The organism is Trichormus variabilis 0441, from assembly GCF_009856605.1.
GTDB classification, from domain to species: domain Bacteria; phylum Cyanobacteriota; class Cyanobacteriia; order Cyanobacteriales; family Nostocaceae; genus Trichormus; species Trichormus variabilis.
On sequence record NZ_CP047242.1, the window covers coordinates 5,089,983 to 5,112,858 of the forward strand.

The 22,876-nt window shown below is 42.1% G+C and carries 17 protein-coding genes; 7 read left to right on the forward strand and 10 right to left on the reverse strand.

Translation table 11 applies throughout. The annotated features are described in order from the left end of the window. Nucleotides 1–440 precede the first annotated feature (440 nt). Complete coding sequence (locus GSQ19_RS20980) at nucleotides 441–824, forward strand: protein tyrosine phosphatase family protein (RefSeq protein WP_011319788.1); 384 nt, start codon at nucleotides 441–443, stop codon at nucleotides 822–824. 57 nt (nucleotides 825–881) lie between these two features. Here GSQ19_RS20980 and GSQ19_RS20985 read toward each other — a convergent pair whose 3' ends face one another. Continuing rightward, nucleotides 882–2,063 carry a chromate transporter gene (locus GSQ19_RS20985; protein ID WP_011319789.1) on the reverse strand — a complete coding sequence of 394 codons (1,182 nt, stop codon included), beginning with the start codon at nucleotides 2,061–2,063 and terminating at the stop codon, nucleotides 882–884. Nucleotides 2,064–2,199: 136 nt separating this feature from the next. Here GSQ19_RS20985 and GSQ19_RS20990 point away from each other — a divergent pair, with 136 nt between their 5' ends. Beyond that, complete coding sequence (locus GSQ19_RS20990) at nucleotides 2,200–2,625, forward strand: protein tyrosine phosphatase family protein (protein WP_011319790.1); 426 nt, start codon at nucleotides 2,200–2,202, stop codon at nucleotides 2,623–2,625. Nucleotides 2,626–2,787: 162 nt separating this feature from the next. On the opposite strand, the gene GSQ19_RS20995 is transcribed toward GSQ19_RS20990, so the two are convergent. Then, nucleotides 2,788–3,021: a Nif11-like leader peptide family natural product precursor gene (locus GSQ19_RS20995; RefSeq protein WP_011319791.1), complete on the reverse strand. Its 234-nt coding sequence runs from the start codon at nucleotides 3,019–3,021 to the stop codon at nucleotides 2,788–2,790. Nucleotides 3,022–3,642: 621 nt separating this feature from the next. Between GSQ19_RS20995 and GSQ19_RS21000 the strand changes: the two genes are divergently transcribed. Next, on the forward strand, nucleotides 3,643–5,838 hold the full coding sequence (locus GSQ19_RS21000; RefSeq protein WP_011319792.1) for a lytic transglycosylase domain-containing protein: 2,196 nt from the start codon (nucleotides 3,643–3,645) through the stop codon (nucleotides 5,836–5,838). Nucleotides 5,839–5,981: 143 nt separating this feature from the next. On the opposite strand, the gene metH is transcribed toward GSQ19_RS21000, so the two are convergent. Beyond that, nucleotides 5,982–9,518 carry a methionine synthase gene (gene metH, locus GSQ19_RS21005; RefSeq protein WP_011319793.1) on the reverse strand — a complete coding sequence of 1,179 codons (3,537 nt, stop codon included), beginning with the start codon at nucleotides 9,516–9,518 and terminating at the stop codon, nucleotides 5,982–5,984. A gap of 628 nt (nucleotides 9,519–10,146) precedes the next feature. On the opposite strand from metH, the gene GSQ19_RS21010 reads away from it, so the two are divergent. Continuing rightward, nucleotides 10,147–10,491, forward strand: coding sequence for a hypothetical protein (locus tag GSQ19_RS21010; protein ID WP_011319794.1), 345 nt, complete (start codon nucleotides 10,147–10,149; stop codon nucleotides 10,489–10,491). A gap of 225 nt (nucleotides 10,492–10,716) precedes the next feature. Here the strand turns inward: GSQ19_RS21010 and GSQ19_RS21015 are convergent, their stop codons facing one another. Further along, on the reverse strand, nucleotides 10,717–11,001 hold the full coding sequence (locus GSQ19_RS21015; RefSeq protein WP_158647767.1) for a hypothetical protein: 285 nt from the start codon (nucleotides 10,999–11,001) through the stop codon (nucleotides 10,717–10,719). Nucleotides 11,002–11,126: 125 nt separating this feature from the next. Here GSQ19_RS21015 and GSQ19_RS21020 point away from each other — a divergent pair, with 125 nt between their 5' ends. Further along, nucleotides 11,127–12,782 carry an IS5-like element ISAva5 family transposase gene (locus GSQ19_RS21020; RefSeq protein WP_041455935.1) on the forward strand — a complete coding sequence of 552 codons (1,656 nt, stop codon included), beginning with the start codon at nucleotides 11,127–11,129 and terminating at the stop codon, nucleotides 12,780–12,782. 174 nt (nucleotides 12,783–12,956) lie between these two features. On the opposite strand, the gene GSQ19_RS30075 is transcribed toward GSQ19_RS21020, so the two are convergent. From GSQ19_RS30075 to GSQ19_RS21045, 4 genes are all read right to left on the reverse strand, one after another. Continuing rightward, complete coding sequence (locus tag GSQ19_RS30075; protein ID WP_199313060.1) at nucleotides 12,957–16,055, reverse strand: tetratricopeptide repeat protein; 3,099 nt, start codon at nucleotides 16,053–16,055, stop codon at nucleotides 12,957–12,959. Then, nucleotides 16,030–16,374 (reverse strand): CU044_2847 family protein, encoded by a 345-nt coding sequence (locus tag GSQ19_RS21035; RefSeq protein ID WP_011319796.1) that lies wholly within the window; start codon nucleotides 16,372–16,374, stop codon nucleotides 16,030–16,032. Before GSQ19_RS21035 ends, GSQ19_RS30075 begins: the two co-directional genes overlap by 26 nt. Before the next feature lie 134 nt (nucleotides 16,375–16,508). Continuing rightward, entirely contained in the window at nucleotides 16,509–17,237 is a 729-nt protein-coding gene (locus GSQ19_RS21040; RefSeq protein ID WP_011319797.1) for an AIM24 family protein, read from the reverse strand. Nucleotides 17,238–17,467: 230 nt separating this feature from the next. Beyond that, nucleotides 17,468–18,715, reverse strand: coding sequence for a DUF4336 domain-containing protein (locus GSQ19_RS21045; RefSeq protein ID WP_011319798.1), 1,248 nt, complete (start codon nucleotides 18,713–18,715; stop codon nucleotides 17,468–17,470). Between the two features lie 156 nt (nucleotides 18,716–18,871). On the opposite strand from GSQ19_RS21045, the gene GSQ19_RS21050 reads away from it, so the two are divergent. Then, the gene (locus tag GSQ19_RS21050; protein WP_011319799.1) at nucleotides 18,872–19,714 is read left to right on the forward strand and encodes a DUF4351 domain-containing protein; all 843 of its coding nucleotides are present in this window, start codon (nucleotides 18,872–18,874) and stop codon (nucleotides 19,712–19,714) included. Between the two features lie 16 nt (nucleotides 19,715–19,730). On the opposite strand, the gene GSQ19_RS21055 is transcribed toward GSQ19_RS21050, so the two are convergent. Together GSQ19_RS21055 and GSQ19_RS21060 are read right to left on the reverse strand one after the other, a co-directional pair. Next, complete coding sequence (locus tag GSQ19_RS21055) at nucleotides 19,731–20,711, reverse strand: aldo/keto reductase (RefSeq protein WP_011319800.1); 981 nt, start codon at nucleotides 20,709–20,711, stop codon at nucleotides 19,731–19,733. A gap of 104 nt (nucleotides 20,712–20,815) precedes the next feature. Continuing rightward, on the reverse strand, nucleotides 20,816–21,964 hold the full coding sequence (locus tag GSQ19_RS21060) for an extracellular solute-binding protein (protein WP_224312012.1): 1,149 nt from the start codon (nucleotides 21,962–21,964) through the stop codon (nucleotides 20,816–20,818). Nucleotides 21,965–22,465: 501 nt separating this feature from the next. Here GSQ19_RS21060 and GSQ19_RS21065 point away from each other — a divergent pair. Continuing rightward, a complete protein-coding gene (locus tag GSQ19_RS21065; RefSeq protein WP_011319802.1) occupies nucleotides 22,466–22,840 on the forward strand; it encodes a hypothetical protein in 375 nt (124 codons plus the stop codon). Nucleotides 22,841–22,876 lie beyond the last annotated feature (36 nt).

Below are 22,876 nucleotides of genomic sequence, written 5' to 3' on the forward strand. Positions count from 1 at the left end.
TAGTTTTGTCCACTACACACTATAAAGCAGTGCTAATCCGCAATTAAATATACTAAGTAAAAATTCTCGCCCTCTAATTCCAAAATCAGATAGGCTCCTCACAACTTCCTCAAATTTTTTTGATAAATTGTCGGTGTAAACAAGCCAATGTTTGTGTAACAACTAATCAGGGAAGTTGGGCATTCCGCCATCATACAACTATAATCTGGCATTTTTAAATCAAACTTTATCTGCAACTAAAATATTTTTAATTCCGCCAAAACTTTATACAATTACCAAATTTGTTAAATATTAGAAAGTCTCTAAAAACTTGAATTAATACTTTTTTATCCAGAGTTCTTCTTCATCAATATTTGTCACATGAGTAATCTTAAACATCAAGAAAAAGGTTATGTATTGCAAAATTTACAGATAACTCACGAATCGAGGAGGTGATGATAATGGATACTGTTAGAAAGATTAATAACGAGTTAGCGATCGCCGGACAAATTACACCTGATCAGTTCCAAAAAATCACTGAAGATGGTTACAAATCAGTGCTGAATTTGCGATCGCCTGATGAAAGAGGATTGCTCGATAATGAACAAGAGAAGCTTGAGTTTTTAGGACTACGCTATATTAATTTCCCCATGAAATTTGAAGAGATTAATAATCGAACCACACTACAAATCTTACAAACAATTAATGAATTGCCAAAACCTCTCTTAATTCACTGTGATAATTCTATTCGTTCCTCAGTTTTAGCACTTTTATATGTCGCTACCAAACAAGGTATCACATTTGAAAAAGCTCTAGAATTAAGCAGTAATTTAGGTTTGATATAGCAGTTATTTATCGGAAAAGCGAATTGCTTTTATTTTGAATTGATTTATGCGTAAGTCCTAAAATATATGTGAGGCAAATCCGATCGCTCCTCCTGCTAGCACTAACCAGGCAGAATTGATTTTAAATCGGAATACAGCGATCGCACTCATAATTGCCAAAATAATGGTTAACCAATCCACTAGTGCGGTTTGTCCCAAGGTGTAAGTTACACCTACCATTAATCCCAGGGAGGCTGCATTCACGCCATCGAGAAACCCACTAGCCCAGGGAGATTGACGCAACTTAGTCACCCAAGGGTTAACTACCCACACCAGTAGGAAAGCTGGTAAGAATATACCGATAGTACCAGCGATCGCTCCCGCATTTCCTGCCAACAAGTATCCAATAAATGTGGCAGTAGTAAACACAGGCCCCGGTGTAAACTGTCCAATAGCTACCGCATCTAGAAGCTGCTGTGATGTCAGCCATTGGTTGCGTTCAACTAAATCCCGTTGCAGAAACGCCAGCAACACATAACCACTACCGTAGAGAATACAGCCAATCTTCAGAAAGAAGAGAAACACACTCAGCCAAGTAACTGAGGTGACTGCTGCTGTTGTTGTCCCAACTTGAGCGAGAATACCTGAGAATGGCAGTAAAAATGCTCCGGTGATACGCCCCCGATTGTGCCAATTCTTCAGCACCATAACGGCGACACCTAGCAAAATTAGCAGCAAAATTTCATTCAATCCGGCAAAGTAGGCGGCTACGGCTATCACTCCAGCAATTCTCGTAGGTAAGTCTTTAGCTGCCTTTTTACCCAGATTCCACACAGCTTGCAGCACGATCGCCACAATTACAGGTTTAATCCCATATAGTAGCCATCCCACCTGTGGCACAGTTTGATAACGGTCATAAATGGCGGCTAATATCCAGACTATAAGCATAGCCGGGAGAATAAAGCAACTACCCGCCACCAATAAACCACGCCATCCGCCTTGTTCGTAGCCTATGTGTATAGCTAATTCCGTCGAGTTGGGGCCAGGAATCAAATTTGTGATTCCCAACAAATCCAGCAGTTTCTCCCGACTCATCCACCGACGGCGATTCACTACCTCATTATCCATCATGGCAATATGAGCAGCCGGGCCACCAAAGGCGATCGCTCCTAGTCGCAAAAATACCACCGCTAATTCTCTTAATCGCTGCTGCTGTTGTTTGGGAGTCAGCTCATCATAGGAAACAGCTTCCTGTGTCACTATAATTTTCCTGATTTATGACGTTGACAGGATTAGTATATCGAATTTCGATAACGAGAACCTATATAATACAAGTCACTCTGTGTTACTATACGGCTTGTAAATACGGTAAGTCAATCGAATTTAGGGTGTATATATGACCGAGATCAAGAAGGTAAGTGATGAATTTTCGGCGGGTGGACAGCCAACCACGGAAACATTAAAACAACTTGCTGATGAGGGATATAAATCTGTGGTGAATTTGCGATCGCTTGATGAGGCGGGAGCCTTAGCAGATGAAGAACAACAAGCGCAAGCCGCAGGTCTTGAGTATGTGAATGTACCAATTAAGTCAACGGAAGCCAACCATAACTCAACAGCAAAAGTTCTCTCCGAGCTAGAGAAATTGCCGACTCCTGTATATTTTCATTGTGGTGCAGGTGGAAGAGCTAACGCCTTAGCACTGATTGCTTTAGCAACTCAACAAAAACTGAACCGCGAACAGGTTTTAGCAAAAGCCAAAGAACTCGGTATCAACCCAGATCAATCACAATTAAAACAATTTTTAGAAAATCTTTCTTAAATTATGGTGTCGAGTTCCGAGGTGTAGGTTGGGTTAAGCACACCGCAAAAATATTTGGTTTTGGGTTTATTTAACGAAGAAAATACCTGAACTTTAGTGGCTATCCCACCTACAATTTTTGCATGATTTTAGCTTTGTCAGTTCATAGATTCAGCTAAACATTTATCTAGGATGAATATGCCGTCTAGGCCCCCATCCTGGATTGACAATAGTTGCTAACTCTTCTTCACTCAATTTACTAATTTCGTTCTCCAATTCTTCAACAGTGAAGTCATAACCACCTTCTTTAGCAATCTGAATAAACTCCTCTGGGTTATTTGTTGCTTTCAACCTTTCTCTGAAGGCTTGGTTTTCCTTAACAGCTTTTAATAGTTTGGCAGCATTTTGCTGTGTCATCTCATTTATCTCCTATCTCAAATATCAGATTTTAAGTTAGAGCCAATGTTATTAAAGGCTCAATCTATAATTTAGATAGTTGCATTATTTTTAATTATTCGTCTTGTACCGATAGAAATAAAAATGTTAACCATTCAAAATTCAAAATACCCTACAGGTTCTCCGCAGGAGTACAAAATTAAAGACAGTTGGAGTCGGGGATGTTTTACCCCAAATCAACTGATACCATGTGTAAACGCAGGGGTCTTAAACCCTTGAATTTACGATAAATAATGTTATGGCTGGATGATACTTTGAATATAAGTCCGATACCATATCTAATACAGGTCTTAGGTATAATTTTGTGGAAAATATTCATGGATGCAATACTTAAACAATAAGTATTTATACATTGTGTTAATGTATTTAAAGATTATTCCTTTGCTTTTAAAGCTTCATTATTCATGAGGATAGATGAAACATAATTAAACTGGTAATGGAGGCACAATATTATCAAAAATAGTATCTACATTTTGGATGATTTTTCCTAGAATAAGAAATTTCCAATGAAAAGGTGATTACACTCTCGGCAACTAATGCTAGAGTTTCAGGAAATTCATCGGCACTGTTCAGCGAGTATCCATGCTGAAAAAACTACAAAAAAAGCAAATTTCTATAATCGCTGGTGCGGCACTGTTTGCCTTTTCAGCTGGGGCGATGGTGTCAGCACCGGAGATTGGTAAATCCTTGGGGCAATGGCTCAACGTGACTCAAGGTCAGCCCAAAGATTTATCCGAGGGAAGTAGGGCGAAATCAGATGTATTTCCACTGATATCACAATCGCCGGTAGAACGAGCAGCCAAACTAGAAGAACTCTCGCAAAACTCGCGATCGCCAGATCGAGAAAGAGCGCGTTATTTGTTGGCGAGTGATTATATAGACACAAAACAAGGCCAAAAAGCCCTGGAACTACTCACGGGTTTAGAGAAAAGCTATCCTGTCCTCGCACCCTACATCTTACTGAAACAGGCACAAGCACAGGATTTATTAGGGGAAGATGGCAAAGCTTCTGACTTGAGGCAACAAGTATTAAAACAGTATCCCAAGGAAGCGGCGGTGGTGAAAGCCATATATCTGATTGCTCAACCAAAGCTACAGGATACAGCGATCGCCCAATTTCCTTCCCATCCCCTCACCTGGGAGATTATCAGGAAGCGCCTATCAGAAAATCCCAATCAGCCACAGTTGCAGCTCATCTTGGCTCAACACGCTTATACCCAGCCAGGGATAGTAGGGGTGTTAGACGAGCTAGGAAAACAGACAAATCTCCAACCCCAAGACTGGGAAGTGATTGGTACAGCCTACTGGGAGAATAATCAATTCCTCAAAGCGGCGAACGCTTACGCCAAAGCGCCAAAAACAGCCCGTAATCTCTACCGGACTGCGCGGGGATGGCAAGTAGGCGGGAAAAATCGAGAACAAGCAATCTCTACCTATAAGCAACTAGTACAGCAATTTCCTGATGCGCGAGAAACAGGACTAGGCTTGGTACGGTTGGCAGAAATGACTAAAACCAACAAAGATGCCTTACCCTATCTCAACCAAGTAATTGCTAAATTCCCTGAACAAGCAAGTCAGGCATTGGTAAAAAAAGCCGAAATCCTCACAGCCCTTAAGGATGAAAAAGCAGCCCAACAAACTTGGCAACAACTTATTACCAAATATGCCAAATCCGATGAAGCCGCCGAATATCGGTGGAAAAATGCTTTAGAGAAAGCCAAAGCCAGAGATTACACCAGCGCTTGGAAGTGGGCGCAACCAATTGTGATCAATAACCCTAACAGTATTTTGGCTCCCAGGGCGGGTTTTTGGCTAGGTAAATGGGCAGCAGCCGTAGGGAAACAACAGGAAGCGCAAACTGCCTATGAGTATGTGATTAGCCAGTTTCCTTACTCTTATTATGCCTGGCGATCGGCAAACCTCTTGGGGTTGAATGTCGGCAACTTTGATAACGTCCGTCAACTCACCCCAGAAGTAATTCCCTATCAACGCCCCATACCTCCTACAGGTTCCCCAGCCTTCCAAGAATTGTATTTACTTGGTCAAGATCGTGACGCGTGGTTGCAATGGGAGACAGAATATCTCAATAAACAGGAACCCACAGTAGCAGAACAATTCACCGAAGGCTTGATGCGGTTAGCCAGAGGTGAATATCTGTCAGGAATTAACCTGATTTCTAAACTAGAAGATAGGGAAACACCAGAAGAACAAGCCGAATATCAGGCCTTAAGTAAACAAATTACCTACTGGCAAGCCCGTTACCCGTTCCCCTACTTGAAAGAAATTGAAAAATGGTCATCTGAGCGAGAACTTAATCCCTTGCTAGTTACCGCCTTAATGCGTCAAGAATCCCGGTTTGAAGCAAAAATCAAATCCGTTGTCGGCGCGACTGGCTTAATGCAGGTAATGCCAGATACAGCTAAGTGGATAGCATCAAAAATTCCCTTAGATATCAAGACCATTAATTTAGAGAATCCCAATGACAACGTGATGCTAGGGACATGGTATTTAGATCATACCCATGAGCAGTATGGTAATAATTCCATGTTAGCGATCGCTAGTTACAATGCTGGCCCAGGTAGCGTCGCCCGATGGTTGAAAACTTTACCTAACCAAGACCCAGATGAGTTTGTTGAAGCCATCCCCTTTAATGAAACTAGGGATTATGTCCGCCAGGTATTTGGTAACTATTGGAATTATCTCCGACTATATAATCCTGAGATTGCCAGCATCGTAGCTAAATATTCCGCCGAACAACCGAAATTGCCCGGAAATTAGGGAATAGGGGACGAGGAATTTTATGGTTGTTGATTGTTGACGGTTAACTGTCAACTGTCAACCGTCAACAAATTACACCAATTTGAAAAAAGAATGCGACAAATAAACCATTTGTAGGACGCGATGAATCGCGTCTTCTTCACCTACGCCGTAAAGTACTTAGCTACTGGGTGATAGGTAATAATCGCCGTTGTAGACTGTTCTGGATAAAGTTGCTCACTTTCATCCATGTATAAATTAATTCGGCTAGTCTCCAACAAATCCAGCTGCTTAAACTGGTCTTGAATATTGGGACAAGCTGGGTAGCCAAAACTATACCGGGAACCCTGATAGCGTTGTGCCAAAATATCCCGGATATTGTCCGGTTCTTCAGCACCGAACCCTAACTCACGGCGGATTCTGGCGTGTGTCCACTCAGCCAAGGCTTCTGCTACTTGCACCGCTAAACCGTGAAAATAAAGATAATCAGTGTACTGATTATTCGCAAACAGTTTTTGCGCGAACTCTGTAGCAATATCTCCTACAGTCACCGCCTGCATGGGGAAGACATCGATGATTCCCGAATCTTTCGGTGCAAAGAAATCGGCAATGCACAATCTTCTTGATGACTTTTGTCGGGGAAATTCAAACTGAGTGATTTCTTTGGCATTTGGGCTGTTACTGTCGTAAACATACAAAGTATTACCCTCAGATTGACAAGGAAAATACCCATAAATTACCTGGGGATGTAACAGGTTTTCTGCAATGATGCGCTGTTTCCAAGTTTCTAAAATTGGATAAACTTGCTCATTTAGGAAGGCTTGATATTCTTCCTTTGATTGTTCTTTGGGTTTGCGGAATTGCCATTGTCCTGCAACCAAGGCTTGCAAATCCATATGCCAGAATATTTCTTCTAAGGAAATATCGCTAGGCTGTAATAATTGGGTTCCCCAGAATGGTGGTGTGGGACGGGGGATGTCTACGGCTACGGCTTCGGAACGTCTGGTGTCTACGGGGACTGGGGATTGGGGACTGGGGACTGGGGATTGGGAATTGGGGACTGGGGATTGGGAATTGGTAGGTTCTGTTTCCTCGGTTTCTACTTCATCCAAGAATCCTAAGAAATTGTCCCATTTACCAGTGGCTTTGGCTGGCATTAATTTATCCATGAAATGTAGGTCTGAGAAAGCATCTTTGCCGTAGATGACTTTACCTTTGTAGGTGTTTTGGCAATCTTTATGCACGAATTTCGGGGTTAATGCCGCACCACCTAAAATTACAGGAACATTAATGCCTTTTTCGTTGAAAACCTCCAAATTCTCTTTCATGAATGCGGTGGATTTTACTAGCAAGCCACTCATGGCAATACAATCAGCTTTGTGTTGGTTGTAAGCTTCGATGATATTTTCCACCGGCTGTTTAATTCCCAGGTTAATTACCTTGTAGCCGTTGTTGGACAAGATAATATCCACTAGGTTTTTACCAATGTCGTGAACATCGCCTTTCACGGTGGCAATAATTACTTTACCCTTGGCATTATTGCCACTTTCCGATTTTTCCATGAACGGTTCTAGGTAGGCTACCGCCGCTTTCATGGTTTCGGCTGACTGTAAAACGAAAGGTAGCTGCATTTGTCCGGAACCGAACAATTCCCCGACTACTTTCATCCCATCTAGTAAGAAAGTGTTGATAATTTCTAGGGGGGGATATTGTTCTAAGGCTTTTGTCAGTTGCGCTTCTAAACCAATGCGTTCTCCGTCGATAATGTGGCGTTTGAGGCGTTCTTCGATGGGTAAGCTTTCATCAACGCCTTTGTTGCGTTTGGTGGTGACTCCCTCAAATAATTTGGTTAGTTCTGTTAAGGGGTCGTAGATGCAGACATCGCCGTCAAATTGGCGCTGGTCATAAATTAACTGGCGGCATACCTCCTGATGACGGTCTTCAATCTTCGAGAGTGGTAGAATCTTGCTAGCACTGACGATCGCTGCATCCATGCCAGCTGCCGTTGCTTCATGGAGAAACACAGAGTTTAAGACCATCCGGGAAGCTGGACTCAAGCCAAAGGATATATTGGACACCCCTAAAATAACGTGACACCCTGGCAATTGCTGACGGATACGGCTAATTGATTCAATTGTCGCCTTGCCATTTTCCCTGTCTTCTTCAATCCCTGTGGAAATTGGTAGCGCTAAGGTATCAAAGAATATTTCTGTGGGGGGAATCCCATATTCTACCGCTTGACGATAGGCACGCTGGGCAATTTGAAACTTTTTCTCTGCCGTCCGCGCCATTCCTTCTTCGTCGATTGTACCAATGACAACACCAGCACCGTATTTCTTTGCCAACTCCAGCACTTTTAAAAAACGTGGTTCCCCATCTTCGTAGTTGGTGGAGTTTAGCAAACACTTACCACCAGCTACCTTCAATCCCGCCTCCATCTTTTCCCATTCGGTGGAGTCGAGCATTAAGGGGAGTGTGACATTATTCACAATGCGGGAAACTAGTTCGTGCATATCTCGCACACCGTCCCGTCCCACATAATCCACGTTGACATCCAGGATATGTGCGCCTTCCTTGACTTGCGATCGCGCCATTGATACCAATCCGTCCCAATCTTCCGCATTTAGCAAATCACGGCATTTTTTGGAACCACTGGCGTTGAGACGTTCACCCACAATCAAGAAAGAATTATCTTGTTCGTAGGTTTGAGTACTATATATTGATGCAGCCGCAGGTTCTAAACTTGGTTGTCTCACCTTCGGCTTTAAGTCCTTGGCAATTTCCGCCAATTGTTGAATGTGTTCTGGACGTGTCCCACAGCAACCCCCGATCACTTGGACACCCAAATCTTCAACAAAGTGCATCAACGCCATACGTAATTCCATTGGTGTTAAGCGGTAGTGTGCTTGACCTCCAACGTTTTCCGGTAAACCCGCATTAGGAATACAAGAAACCACAAAGGGCGAATGTTCAGCCAAATATTTAATATGTGGTTTCATCAAGTCTGGGCCTGTGGCACAGTTCAGACCGAGAATATCAATTGGGAAAGGTTCTAAAATTGTCAGGACGGCGTTGATTTCGGAACCGACCAACATTGTCCCCATACTTTCCATTGTCACGGACACCATGAGGGGTATGCGTTCCCCTCTCTTGGCGAAAACTTCTTCAATCCCATTCAGCGCCGCTTTGATTTGCAGCACATCTTGGCAAGTCTCCACCAAAAGTAAATCCACACCACCATCTAACAGTGCTTCTGCTTGTTCAGCAAAAGCAGTTTTGAGGGTGTCAAAGTCAATATGTCCTAAGGTGGGAAGTTTGGTTGTGGGGCCGATGGAACCGGCGACAAACCGGGGTTTATCCGGGGTGGAGAATTCAGCAGCAACACTTTTCGCTAATTCAGCAGCTTTCTTATTCAGGTAATACGTTTGGTCTGCTAAATCATATTCTGCCAAAACAATCGATGTCGCGCCGAAAGTATCAGTTTCGATAACATCTGCACCCACGGCGAGAAAGTCGCGGTGAACCTTGGCGACAGCTTCAGGTTTGGTGTGGACTAGGTATTCGTTACAACCTTCATACTGCACACCCCCGAAATCCTCAGCCGTGAGGTTTTGGGTTTGTAGATTAGTTCCCATTGCACCGTCGAAGACGATAACCGGAAATTCCGGACTGTGCAGGCGTTTCAGGAAAGGATGAGTCATATTTTCCTAGAGGAAATGAGGAAATCAAGTGAGCCTTACGATACTCAACTTACATATATTATTTTCCATAATTGCGAGAGTTTCGTATGCTGAGTATTGGCATTGATGCAGCTTTTGTCTGCTACCGACCGGAAATCATTGCCTAACACAATGTGCGACTTATTTTTGAAACCCCTCTCCAAACCTCTCACGCCAGTTTGCTCAAGTCGGGAAACCCGCCCACGCAACTGGCTCCCCTGCAAGGAGAGAGGCTTTTAATCTTGCTCCCCTTCCCTCGTAGGGAAGGGGTTGGGGGTTAGGTTAGGTGTGAGAGAAAGTTGCACACGGCGTTACCTACAGTCGAACATCAAACAAAGTTTCTATGAGTAAAAGGGGAACAGGGAAATTCAGCCGCTAGATCATTAAACCAGGTCAAAAACCACTGACATGACAACTCCCGACTGATACGCACGACGTAGTAAATGAGAACAAGAAAGACTTAACCCCAGATGGACGCAGATAAATTGGCACGCCAGCAGACTAGAAAACACTATAAACGTGATTTTGGTGTTGCAAAATTAAAGTAGTTGTAGCCAAAGATAGACAACACTCATAGGATTTTTTACTCTTTGTGTAAGGATTACAGTTCATGAAAGTTCTTAAAAGGTCAATTAAACCAGAAACCTACATATCATTTCTCTACATTTACCAAACTACTTGGGGTACTGCTGGTGATATCTGTTTAATCCGTGAATCTGTGGCTAACTCTGGTATGTCAAAATTTATCGGTCGGAAAGTCCAGCTAGCGCTACCCAAAGGATTAGAGCGCGATCGCGTGGCTAACTTTCCAGTCATCAAAGTTGCAGGTAACGTCGGCGAAGGACACCCCAAAGAACACCCCCATGAATGGGAACTTTATGAAGGCGTAGATCGTGAAATAGCGATCGCAGCTCTCAAGCCTTGGGGTTTCAAGTTAATTGAGTCTCAAGATTAAAGGGGCGATCGCTACAACGGAGTTACACTTGTTTCTCTTCCCGCTTCTAGGAACTAGTAAATGAGTGTTTAAACTCCGTCAGCAAGTCATAAGGGACTTCCAGATAAAAAAATATCCCAAATGTAGGGTGCGTCAGTGCGAGAAAACTTAGCTGTACCAAAAAATTATTCATACTGACGCACCCTACTAACCGTCAATTTGGAATAATTTCTTTTTTGGTGTTCCCTAAATACTCCCAGACAAGTCTTTGATACTCATGAGCGAGTCATAAATACTCACGGATGAGTCTTTGATACTCATGAGCAAGTCATAAATACTTGCGGACGAGTTTTTGATATTCGTGAACGAGTCATAAATACTCGCGGACAAGTTTTTGATATTCGTGAGCCAGTCATAAATACTCACGGACAAGTTTTTGATATTCGTGAGCCAGTCATAAATACTCACGGACAAGTCTTTGATATTCGTGAGCCAATCATAAATACTCACGGACGAGTCTTTGATATTCATGAAGCTTTTAAGCCTCTCCCCGGCGCGGATACTGTTGGCGAATTATTGAAGGGTTAAGCCCCTCAAGAGTTTGGAACAGTGGAAAAAAGAGAATAAGTATATTGAGCGTAGCATCTACAAAGATTATGACCCTGCACCCGCGTGATATGTCGCAGATTCCTGAAACAACAGCGCAAGTAGCCCGGAATTCATTTCCCAAAGGGAACATATATATGAAGATGCGGGATGAAATAGGAGTGTTATATAAGGATGAGGATTTTGTCAAACTTTACCGCGCAGATTGTGGTCAAAGTGGAATATCAGCAGGACAACTGGCATTAGTGACAGTAATGCAATTTATCGAAGGTTTAACGGATAGACAAGCGGCGGATGCAGTGAGGGGTCATATTGATTGGAAATACGCACTATCGTTGGAATTAAATGACCCAGGGTTTGATTATTCAGTACTTTCAGAATTTCGTCAGCGATTAATCAAAGCAGGACGAGAGCGAGAGTTACTCAACCAAATGCTAGCTCGTTTCCAAGAACTAGGTTGGCTCAAAAATCGCGGCCGTGTCAGAACTGATTCAACTCACGTATTAGCCGCAGTACGACAGTTAAATCGTTTGGAATTAGTGGGAGAAACTTTACGTCATACCTTAAATGACTTGGCTTATTTTGCCCCTGATTGGCTCAAATCGAGAGTTGACGTTGATTGGTTTGAACGTTACTCCCTGAGATTTGAGCAATACCGCTTGCCCAAATCAAAAGCCGAACGTGAGAAATTGAGGCGAAAAATTGGTGAGGATGGTCATCATTTGCTATCCGCTTTGTATGCAGACTCAACTTGTAATTGGCTGTGGCAGATTCCATCAGTGGAAACATTACGTATAGTTTGGGTGCAACAATACTATATTCAATTGCAACAAGTCTATTGGCGAGAACAAGATAACTTACCACCAAATAGACTACAGATTGAATCTCCTTACGATGTTGATGCACGCAATTCCAGCAAGCGAGAAATCAACTGGACTGGTTATAATCTGCATCTGACAGAAATTTGTCACCCCATACTGCCAAACTTAATTATCAATGTGGAAACGTCCGTGGCCACAAGTGCGGATGTTGAGATGACACCAGTAATTCATTCTCGTTTAAACCAGAACAATCTTTTGCCACAAGAACATGTTGTCGATACTGGCTATGTCAATGCTCAAAACTTAGTCGATAGTCAATCCCATTTTCATGTTGATTTAGTAGGAAAAGTTCCCCCCGGAACTAGTTGGCAAGCAACAGCACAATCCGGCTTTGAGCAAAATTGCTTCACTATTCATTGGGATTTGATGCGTGTTGATTGCCCAATGGGTAAACAAAGTAAGTCCTGGCGTACAACTGTCGATAGCCATGACAATCCAGTAGTCAAAATACAATTTGACAAATCCGATTGTTCGCTTTGTTCAAGTCGCTCAAAATGCACTCGCTCCAAAAAACTACCGCGTCTTCTGACCCTCAAACCACAGGAACTACATCTTGCATTACATGATGCTCGCATTCGCCAAAAAACTGAATCTTTTCAACAAATTTATCACCAACGTGCTGGCGTTGAAGGCTTGATTTCCCAAGCTACTGGTCGCTACCAATTACGCCGTTGTCGCTACATTGGTCTTGCCAAAACTCTCTTGCAGCATGTCATTACTGCTGCTGCTATCAACTTCAGTCGGATGTGGGATTGGTGGCAACATGTCCCACGCAGTCAGACTCGCGTTTCTCACTTTGCTCGAATTGCTCCCACTGCCTCATAGTATTCCTGATTTTCTATTTTGTGATGATTGGTTTTGCCCTCTATCAATTCGCCAACAGTATCCGGCGCGGGGAGAGGTACCCTGCGGGAAGCAAGCTATGGAGAGGGGTTATTCCAAATCTATCGAACTAACACCAACCGAACCCTATTGCTCATAAATAAGTCAGAACAAAATTTAGAAATTCTGTTTTAAAGCTTGCAAAACTTCATCAGCATCAACGCGACCCCAATAATAGCCCATTTCATCACTCATTAAGCGAGCCTTTTCTGCTTCCGTCGTCGCTGCTGGGTAATTGTGGTTTGCCAGGTGCATCCACCCCAAAGCAACACGGATATCCGCTTCAGAAAGGCGATAACCACCAGTACAGGCATAATTCAGCGCTTCTTCTAAATCACTACGCGCCGCCGCAACATCACCCTGACGCGCCGCCCACCTCCCCCGTGCTAGTAGTGCTTCAATCAGGACGGCTCGCTCAGATATACTACGAGCAATTTTGAGGGCTTCATTATAATATTCGTAGGCATTGTCGTGTTGCCCAGCATCTGTATCTAGATCGCCTAACACACGATAATAACTACTTACTGTAGCAGGGCAGTTATTGCGTTGGTAAATCTCTAAGTTTGTCTCTGTTACCTGCCGTGCATGGTCACTACTTCCTACTCGCCGCAGATAATTAACTTGAATGATGCCATTCAAGAAGTGTAGATAAAGCTTACTGGAGGAGTCAATTTCTGGTTGCAATGCTTCTGCCTGTTGAAAAAATGCACTGGCTATCTCATTATCACCCTGCAAGTGTGCAACCCATCCTTGCCACCTTAATGAACTGAGCTTACCTTCCTTGCTTCCAGCACGACGAGCAAGATTTAATGCTTCCCTATCAGCATCAGCACTAGCTTCAAGCTTTCCGAGAGATTCATATAGCACTGCTAGGTTTTGGTATGAGATGCTGATGTTGAGCCAATGTTTTGTGCTTGGATAAATAGTAATAACACGCTCATAGAGAGGTAAGGCTTCAGCCAAACGACCCACACTCATTAAACTTTGGGCAACATTTTGTAATATCCAACATTTTTTCGCAAGAGTACCGACCTGTGGCTCTTGGGAAGTATCGCCATTAGGAAAAAATTCTACCATCAAAGCTAGGTTAATATCCCAGGCACTTAGTTTGTCGAGTAAAACAAAATTTATGCCTTGTAATACACGCTCCCAAAAAACATTGAAAGCCTCATCATAACTACCAGCACAACAGAGGTGATGCACTGCCTCAATTGGGAAAGCCAAACTTTCTATACTGGGGTTTTCTGGTATTGGCCCAGCAATTCTGAGGTAATAATCTGCAATGCGTTGATGAATTTCCTTCGCTTGCACACCCAAATTATTCTCTAGTCGCTGAGAGTAGTGGGCGCTAATAAGCGGGTGCATTGTGTAGTAATTTGCCTCTGGGTAAAAGCGCAAGATGCGATAATTTAGCAATCGTCGAATCATCCCATTAAAGGTAGAACCTCGTAAGTCAGCTAATGGCGCATTCAGCTGTCTTTTGAGTCTAGCTGCTACCCTGCGTTGGCTAGGAAATAAACGATCAATGAACCGCCAATACAAACGTTGGAATTTCAGAAATAAACCATCTAGTGTTGATCTCGGCTGATCTCTGTCGCGTGGTAGTTTTCCTGGGAGTACGCCTTGAAATACTGAGGTAAACAGTGATGGCGGAACAGCTAACCGGAACGCACTAAATATTGTTAAAAACTCTTTTTCAGCTTGTGTTAAATGCTCATCATAGCGACGCAGTACTCGCTGTACTCTCTCATAACGAGGTTCACTTGCTGTAGGTGGCTTAATTTCACGGATATATTTTACATTGCCATTATGCACATCCACTAAATAAGCTCCCAGCAAACTGAGAACCAAAGCATAGCCGTCCCAATTTTCCACAATTTTATTCAGTTCATTATCAGCACCTTTGACACCAACTTTTCGTAATAAAGTGCGCCCCTCTTCTTGGCTCAAGCGCTCTACATCCCGATGGGTGTAAGTGGTGAAATCAATCAGGTCTACCAGTGGCGCACGGCTGTTAATCAAACAAAATGATTCATGTTCTCCCGCCGCAAACTCCCGCAAAAAATCCCGTAGTTCTAAATTAGTTAATTCGCCGTAGTCATCTCCCTCTTCCTGTTGCAGTACTTCCAACCCATCTAAAATGAAAAGATAACGCCCACTTTTGAGCATTCCATGAATAAAGTTGACTTTTTCTGCCCAAGTCACTTTATAAGGATCAATTCCTGGAACTAAAAATTCTAGTGCAGCTTCCAAAAACTCAAGCACATTATTCTTTTCATAAAAACCCCACCAAAACACGCCAGTAGGTTGAGGTAAAGATGAATCTTGCAGCAAATCTTCCAACCAGCGACGGGTGAGGGAACTTTTACCCTCGCCACCAAAACCAATAAGTCCCACAATTGAGCAATTAGAGTCAACCCAATCCTGATTTAGTGTTTTGAGAAAATCTGCTCTACCCACCCATTCTTCTAAAGGTGCTGGTGCATTATTCAGGTTCGAGATTATCCCTGGTTGAGACACTGGTTGCTCTCCTGTAGGGTTTGCGTTAATTGTAGGCTGGGGTGTAGGTAGTGCATCTGCTAATGGTAAAGACATGGGGTCAAAAGTGAGGACTCGACAATCAACAGCAAAACTTGTGTCCCGGTCTTTTTCACTTTCCCCAGAGTCCCAAGTTTCCGCAATCACACCCACTACTAAGTTACGTTCAATATCCAGAACGGCGGAACCACTCATACCACTGTCGATATGCTGGCTATTCAACATTACAGGGTCGCTGTGCAAAATCAGCGCCTCTGGTGATTCAGCAAAGTCTACTATTTCACCATGCGCTGGTAGTCCTTGGTAATTTTGCAGTCGGCGGTAGCCAAAACTCCGGAATTTGTTACCTGCTGAACCTTCCGCCATCCCCAGAATTGCGGGTTCTATCCCATCTGGGAGTGTAGCCGTGTCCAGTTGCAACACAACCACATCATCATCATGGTCTAAAAAACAAGCTGTAACTGTGGCTATATGTGCTTTCTGTTCTGGCTTAATTGCTTTGGGGAAGTAGACATTAATTTCTACTCCCTCAGCAACTTCTCCCCCTGCATCCCGCACCACATGACAACAGGTGACAATTTGTCCGGTAAGGGAGACTACAAAACCGGTGCCAACAATCACATTATTGACACCGCGAATTTGCACAGTAAAGTTACGCAGATTTTGAATCTGGCTCATTATTGGAATCTTTACGCTCCCAGAGTAACTTTACCTTGAGGCTGGCTTCTCCCGAAGTTTTGGCAATAATTGCGCCCGCTTCAGTATTTAACTTGATGCCAAATTCTAATTCCACTTCCGATGGCTTGTTAGATAATGTATCGATTGTTGCTATCGTCTTTTGTGCCATTTGCCGGATAGTCAGCATGGCTTTATCCAAGGCTTTCGCCGATTCTTTGGCGATGTCTGCTGGTGCCACGCTAACTGACCTCATCCCAGCACTGGGGGCGAATTCTACAATGATTACTGGCTCATCGATGAGGGCATCTTGATTATCCATTGTGTAATATTTTTTACTATATTTTCGGAAATCATAACAGACGATACCAGTATTTTCAATACTGACGTGAATAGATTTCAAGAAATAGTAAAAAAAGAAATTAGAACTAAGAAACTATCAAATAATCAAATCATTTAACCCAATCCCATACCGTCGGTTTCAGATATTAATAACTTACCTTGACCTTCATATATCCAAACAAAACCTTCTCCGCCACCTTTACCAAAGTGTCCTAATTTCCGGTAATCTTCTTGAATTCCATTGGTAAATCCTTTCACTAAGTCATAGTCAGCAATGACGGTTTCACCTCTGTGAATTTCAATAATCCTCGCAGGGGTATTTGTACCTGTGACAACTTTAGCTGTTTGTCCTGCTAAGGCTTTAATGGCAATTCTCCATCTACCATCAGCCGAACCAGACATCTGGCGAAATTTCAGTTTTTTGGTTCCTAAAATCACATTGTCAGAACAAAATTGGAATATACCATCATCAAATTCCCATTGTTCTTGGTCTGATATTTCAATATCTGTGTAATGTAAAAATTGACCTTTGGCTCTAGGTTCGAGATAGACATTCCCACTACCTTTATAAACAGGAGCGTTATAATCTATCTCCGTCATTAAAGCTACCCAGACATCTTTTAATCGATTATCAGTTTTGTAAACACCATGAGTTAATTTACCTAAACATCTATGCAAAGCACCTTTTTGAATGACAACCCCAGAGTTTTCGATTTTTATTTCAACTTGCTGAACAAAAGGGATATTTTTAGTAGGGTGATAATATTTGTTGGTGTCTTTATTAATGTTATTTTGTAGATACCACAAATCTGTCGGTTCTATAATTTTGACTTCGTATTGCATAAATTTATTCTTATAGAGTGGGATATTTAACTATACTTTATAAAGTATAAAATAAGACTATTCAGGAGTCATTGACTTCAATAATAAATATTTATTGCGTTTATATTTGCTTTGTGTCAATGTGTGAATTTTTTAAACGCAGAGGAAGGCTAAGTAAACGCGGAGGAACGCGGAGTGTTAGTCTAGTTAACTCGCTATGAATTAATGAGATATTGTATTTGATGTATGAGTTACACCTGCTCTTTGGCTGGTGGAACAATTCTGCTTTTGGATAATCCGCTATCAATTTCTTGCAAAACTTGAAAATCTTTTTCTGGTAAGGGATAGCTAGCACTATTGAACACACCTGCACTGACAGCAGGCTGTTTTTCTAAGAAGGAGAAGGCTTGGCGAAATTGATGGGGTGCTGCTTTAATGGGTGCATCAAAATGACAGGGAATAATCCACTGAAAATCCCAACTTGCTACTTTATTAGCCCAGTGAATGGTTTCTTTTGGTGCGCGATTGAGAATCAATGTCTGTAGAACTGGCGCGACAAATAAACGCCCATCCCCCCGCAAAGCCTCAAACGATCGCCTCCAATCATCTTGCCATTTGAAAGGAAACAAGCCAAAATAAGCTCTATATGAGCGTTCTGGCGCTTTTAAGGCTTCATTCCATACCTCAGACCATTTAGGTACATCTACAGCACTGGGACGGAAATACAAAGCAAATAAGCTGATGCGTTCCCATCCCTTGCGGCGGTTGGCTTGATTGTCTACAACGATATCCGAGGCTTGATCTTTGGCGTGGAATAGCAAGGGATAGGGGTCTAATTGGACGATCGCCGGCGGATCTGCCGGTACAGAAACGACTGAATCTGTTACAAGTAAAGTATGCGATCGCTTGTGTAAAAATACCACCTCTGCAAACTTACCAGGGCCAAGGTCAATTGTATCTAATATTGCATAGTCGAACTCATCAGCAAAGGGAGCTTGGCTACTATCTTCCGGGAGTAAATGAGTGCGTTTATTCGGTAAACCCAGCCAACTGAGAGGAAGATTAAGGGGAAAACTCCACTGATTCGGCGCTACAAATACCTGTGCTTGGGGAAAATATCTGGCGAAGGGGCCGACAAATACCTTATGTTCTAGTCCCGAAATAGTTGGCAGGATGATATACTTCACATCACCGTATTCTGCCACCAATTCATTGACTAACCGGATACATTCAGGAGTAGGCGCAACAGGTGCATATACTAGTAAACCTCCCTCATCCAGTTTGACTACAGTCATCCGAATGGGGACAACAACGTAAAATATCCCCTGCATCTGGTCAAAAGTCCAGATTGTATCTTTAATAACCTCTTGCCGGAGAGTCCGCCGTTTACCGTATGGGTACAGTGGCAAAGTAAACCAGAAAGACCATGACCAATCTCTGGGATTAATTTGTTCTAGATTTTCATCATGCACCACTCCGCAACCCCCTAACTTCGCCATGTTCAAACTATTTTGATTTGAACCCCAAGAATTGGAGTTTAGCAAATTGTGGCAGCAACAAACTAGGAATTTGCGGGGAATATCTGGAGGAATGCGATCGCCTTTTTTATAGTAATCTTGTACTAAATATTATTTACAGCTTACAATCAAAGACTTTTGGCATACGATAACATCTGCCGCTATCTTACATCCGAGTACCCATTACCGTTTGTACAATGGCTACTTAACTGCAATGCAACAGATATCCAGGTTTTACCTACTGAGTTGAGTCTAGAACCCATTCGCTCTGATGCTTTGTTCCAAGTACCAGAACTCAACGTCATTCTCCACCTGGAATTTCAAACTCTCCCCACCTCTAATCCACCTCTACCAGTAAGAATGCTTGATTATTGGCTGAGAATCTATCGTAAATATGAGTGTCCGATAGAACAGGTAGTCATCTTTTTAAGACCGACTAATTCACCTACTGTTTATAACGATACCCTGGCTGTTGGCAAAACCAGACATCAATTCAGAATCATCCGTTTATGGGAGCAAAACCCCGAACCTCTGCTAAATAATCCCGCACTATTACCATTGGCAGTTTTAGCTCAAACCAATAGCCCAGAAAACATTCTAGAACAAGTAGCAGCACAGGTAGATAGAATTGAAGAAAGCGAGGAACGCAAAAACATTGCCGCTTGTGTAGAATTACTGGCTAGTATCAAGTTTGATAGACAACTAATTCAACAGTATTTAACGGAGGAACTTATGCGCGAGTCACCGCTTTATCAAGAAATTTTGCAGGAAGGAAGAGAGCAAGGATTTAGACAAGGTAAGTTAGAAACTTTGACGCGCCAGCTAACACGACGATTGGGTACAATTCCTGCGGATATACAGCAACAAATCACGCTGCTATCTATTGATCAACTCGATGCTTTAAGTGAAGCATTATTAGACTTCACTAATACTTCAGATTTGGCGAGTTGGTTACAAACTGATGCGAGGAATTTTATTTAGCTCATCATGATGAATTTTATTTTGTTTGAAAAATATTTTGCACCATTTTTTTATCAGAACTTGCAGCCGCTTTATCTAACTCGGCGATTTCTCCAGAGTCTAATTGCCAACCTAATGCACCGATGTTCTCCTGGGCTTGTTTGACAGACTTGGCACCAGGGATGGGAATAGTCCCTTTAGCGATACACCAGTTAAGCGCGACTTGAGACATGGTTTTATTTCTGGATTGTGCCACATCTTGTAAACATTGGAGAAGCGATCGCACTCCTGGCAACAACTGTCTAAACAATAAACCCCGGACACCTCTTGGAAATGGGCCTTTTTCTGAATATTTTCCTGTTAATATCCCTAAAGCTAAAGGGCTATATGCAATTAGTTTAATCCCCAGTTGATCACAAACATCTTTTAGCCCCAACTCAGTCACAGGATAGGTAGACAATAAGGAATATTGGACTTGCAGTGTCTTAATTGGTACTCCTCGCTCTGCAAACTTTTGATGTACACGTTGCAGTCTTTTAGTTCCGTAATTAGATAGTCCCACTCCCTTCACTAAACCCTGCTCATACAAATCTGCCAAACCATCTAATAGCCCTGATTCTTGCCAAGGTGCATAATTGGCAGTTGACCAGTGCATCTGTACCAAATCAACATTTCTACCCAAGCGTTGAGCAGAGGATTTACAAGCATTTATCATTGATTGGCGTGTCCAGCGCCAAGGGTAAGCCGCCAATTTGGTAGCAATGCAAATATTTTCTTGATTAACACCCTGATATTCTTGAGCAAATTGTCCTAACAGCAACTCACTACGACCGTTTAATCGTCCTGTTCCGTAGGAATCCCCTGTATCGAACAAGGTGACACCATTACTCACGCAGAGGTTAAAGACAGCTTGTAATTGCTCGTCCATACTTTCGTTATATCCCCAGAGCAATTGGTTTCCCCACGCCCAAGTTCCACAACCCATGCGAGGAAGATATAGTTCTTGGTGAGTTTGCATTATTCCCTCTGTAGATTTCCTGTATGTCTTCCTCAGTTCATTATCAGATAATGGTGGTTTAGCTGAAAACATCCAGAAGCAGAAATTTGACTGATGACTGCGAATTAACCTTTGATTTTGGCAAATAAAGCTTCGTATTGTTTTGTAGCTTCTGGTGGTAGGGGAAGCAAAAATTCACCTTTAGCAAATACTTCTTGACTATTTAGTAATAAACTACCTAATGATTCCTGAATGTCAGCAGTACCAATATTAGTGACAACTGGTGAATTGGTTTTAGTAAGTAAAGCAATTTGCCTAGCGATATTGGGTTGTAAACAAAAATCAATCCATTGCGATGATAGAGCATCTTGAGTAATTTCTTTGGGGCTTACCCACAAGTCTGCCCAGATGGACGTTCCAGAACGGGGAATCACAAGGCTGAGTTGGGGATAACGCGCCAAAACTGGGATTACATCACTTGACCAACCAACTGCTAGCCAAGTATCTCCAATAATCAGAGGTTCTAAATAGGTATTGGAACTGTAGAATTTTACTTGCTGATTTAAGGTTTGCAGTTCTTTTTCTAAATCTGGGACTGTTGCGAGGTTTTCTATGTTGTATGATTTTCCTAGTTTCTTTAAGACTAAACCTATCACCTCTCTTGGTTGGTCTAGTAAAGAAATACGCGATCGCAGTTCATTACGCCACAAATCACTCCAATCTTGGGGTGTCCATCCCAATTTCTTAAACTTCTCACGGTCATAAACAATTACTGTACTACCCCAGCGATAAGGCGCAGCCCAAACTTTTCCTTGTGGGTCTGGAATACCTTGCTCATTACGCGTTACTAGCTCTCGCCATCTTGAATCTAAGCCAGACCATTGTTTTAATTGCGCTGTCTCTATGGGTTGAATTAGTTTTCTCTCAATTGCTGTTGTTAACCAATAATCTCCTAATGTCACCAAATCAGCTAGAGGAAATGTTTGAGATTGCCTAAATGGGATGAATCGAGTCCATTCTTGCTCATTGTGAGCTTTTGGGTTATGCTGCCAATTTATCAATCGTTTATATAACTCTTCTAGTTGTTCAACTGGTGCAAACTTTAACTGCGCCTGTTGTTTTAAACTTTGGCGAAATTTATTAACTACTTGACCAGGGATAGAACCTTTTAATAACTGAACGTTTAGTTGTGTCTGGTTATTTCCAGTACAGCCTACGAGTAGTTGTGATAAAGTCAGACCACCCAAGCTTAATAAAAAAGACCGTCTATCCATTGATTTAGGAATATACATATATATAAATTAAACAGAGATAGTAAAGCTTAAAGGACTCAAGCAGCTAGTATAGCTCTTTCATCCCTGAAGGCTTTTTCTAAAAATTCAATAGCTAGTAGATGGACAATTGTCATAGTTTCCTCATGGCTCAACTCTAATGCTTATACCATAAAGTATTTATTAATACAATTTTGCTCAAAAACTTCTATAAAGAGATATAAATCCAGATGATCAATCACATTCTGGCATGATGCGACCGTTAGTTGATCAAGCTCTAAATGTTTACCCAGTAAAGCTTTCCCTTTCTTAATCCCTCACTTCTTAACATTACTTAATTAAAAAATGAGCAGAATATTTATAAAGTATTTAATTATTTTGATAAGTGAATAAATATGTTTCCTTATTCAAAGGAAAGTTTGAAACATTAAATAATTCATAAGTATATTTAACATTGTCAGTAAATTGAATAACATAGAGAAAATGTGCGGACGAGGGTATTAAATGGAGTCATTACAACAACAAATCCTGGCTATGAGTCATAAGCTGGATGCCCTCTACCAGGTTATTGAGCAGCTTGATGTGAGAGTTGCTCAAGCTTTTTCGGAATGTTCTTTAGCCAGAACCGAAGCAAAAGATAATTATCTGGAGAATAATGAGGCTGGTAACTACCAGTTCAAAGGACAGATTGGTTTTAATCAGGAACTAGAACATAAGGACGTATTGATAGACGGTGTTTACCTAGACATGAGCCGTCAAAGTGGAGAAAAAATCATATCACCAGAAATTCAAATACAACGACTAACGGCACAATTAACCGCAGCTTACAATCGAATTGCAGCTTTAGAAGAACAATTACTTAGAGAAAGAATTCACTAACCTAATTAATCAAAAGTCAATCTATCAAGGATTTAC

Excerpts from the sequence above, each read along its gene's own strand:
- GSQ19_RS20980 (WP_011319788.1), top strand. The coding sequence starts at position 441 with ATGGATACTGTTAGAAAGATTAATAACGAGTTAGCGATCGCCGGACAA.
- GSQ19_RS20990 (WP_011319790.1), top strand. The coding sequence starts at position 2,200 with ATGACCGAGATCAAGAAGGTAAGTGATGAATTTTCGGCGGGTGGACAG.
- GSQ19_RS20995 (WP_011319791.1), bottom strand. The coding sequence starts at position 3,021 with ATGACACAGCAAAATGCTGCCAAACTATTAAAAGCTGTTAAGGAAAAC.
- GSQ19_RS21000 (WP_011319792.1), top strand. The coding sequence starts at position 3,643 with ATGCTGAAAAAACTACAAAAAAAGCAAATTTCTATAATCGCTGGTGCG.
- metH (WP_011319793.1), bottom strand. The coding sequence starts at position 9,518 with ATGACTCATCCTTTCCTGAAACGCCTGCACAGTCCGGAATTTCCGGTT.
- GSQ19_RS21010 (WP_011319794.1), top strand. The coding sequence starts at position 10,147 with ATGAAAGTTCTTAAAAGGTCAATTAAACCAGAAACCTACATATCATTT.
- GSQ19_RS21015 (WP_158647767.1), bottom strand. The coding sequence starts at position 11,001 with ATGAATATCAAAGACTCGTCCGTGAGTATTTATGATTGGCTCACGAAT.
- GSQ19_RS21020 (WP_041455935.1), top strand. The coding sequence starts at position 11,127 with ATGACCCTGCACCCGCGTGATATGTCGCAGATTCCTGAAACAACAGCG.
- GSQ19_RS30075 (WP_199313060.1), bottom strand. The coding sequence starts at position 16,055 with ATGAGCCAGATTCAAAATCTGCGTAACTTTACTGTGCAAATTCGCGGT.
- GSQ19_RS21035 (WP_011319796.1), bottom strand. The coding sequence starts at position 16,374 with ATGGATAATCAAGATGCCCTCATCGATGAGCCAGTAATCATTGTAGAA.
- GSQ19_RS21040 (WP_011319797.1), bottom strand. The coding sequence starts at position 17,237 with ATGCAATACGAAGTCAAAATTATAGAACCGACAGATTTGTGGTATCTA.
- GSQ19_RS21045 (WP_011319798.1), bottom strand. The coding sequence starts at position 18,715 with ATGGCGAAGTTAGGGGGTTGCGGAGTGGTGCATGATGAAAATCTAGAA.
- GSQ19_RS21055 (WP_011319800.1), bottom strand. The coding sequence starts at position 20,711 with ATGCAAACTCACCAAGAACTATATCTTCCTCGCATGGGTTGTGGAACT.
- GSQ19_RS21060 (WP_224312012.1), bottom strand. The coding sequence starts at position 21,964 with ATGGATAGACGGTCTTTTTTATTAAGCTTGGGTGGTCTGACTTTATCA.
- GSQ19_RS21065 (WP_011319802.1), top strand. The coding sequence starts at position 22,466 with ATGGAGTCATTACAACAACAAATCCTGGCTATGAGTCATAAGCTGGAT.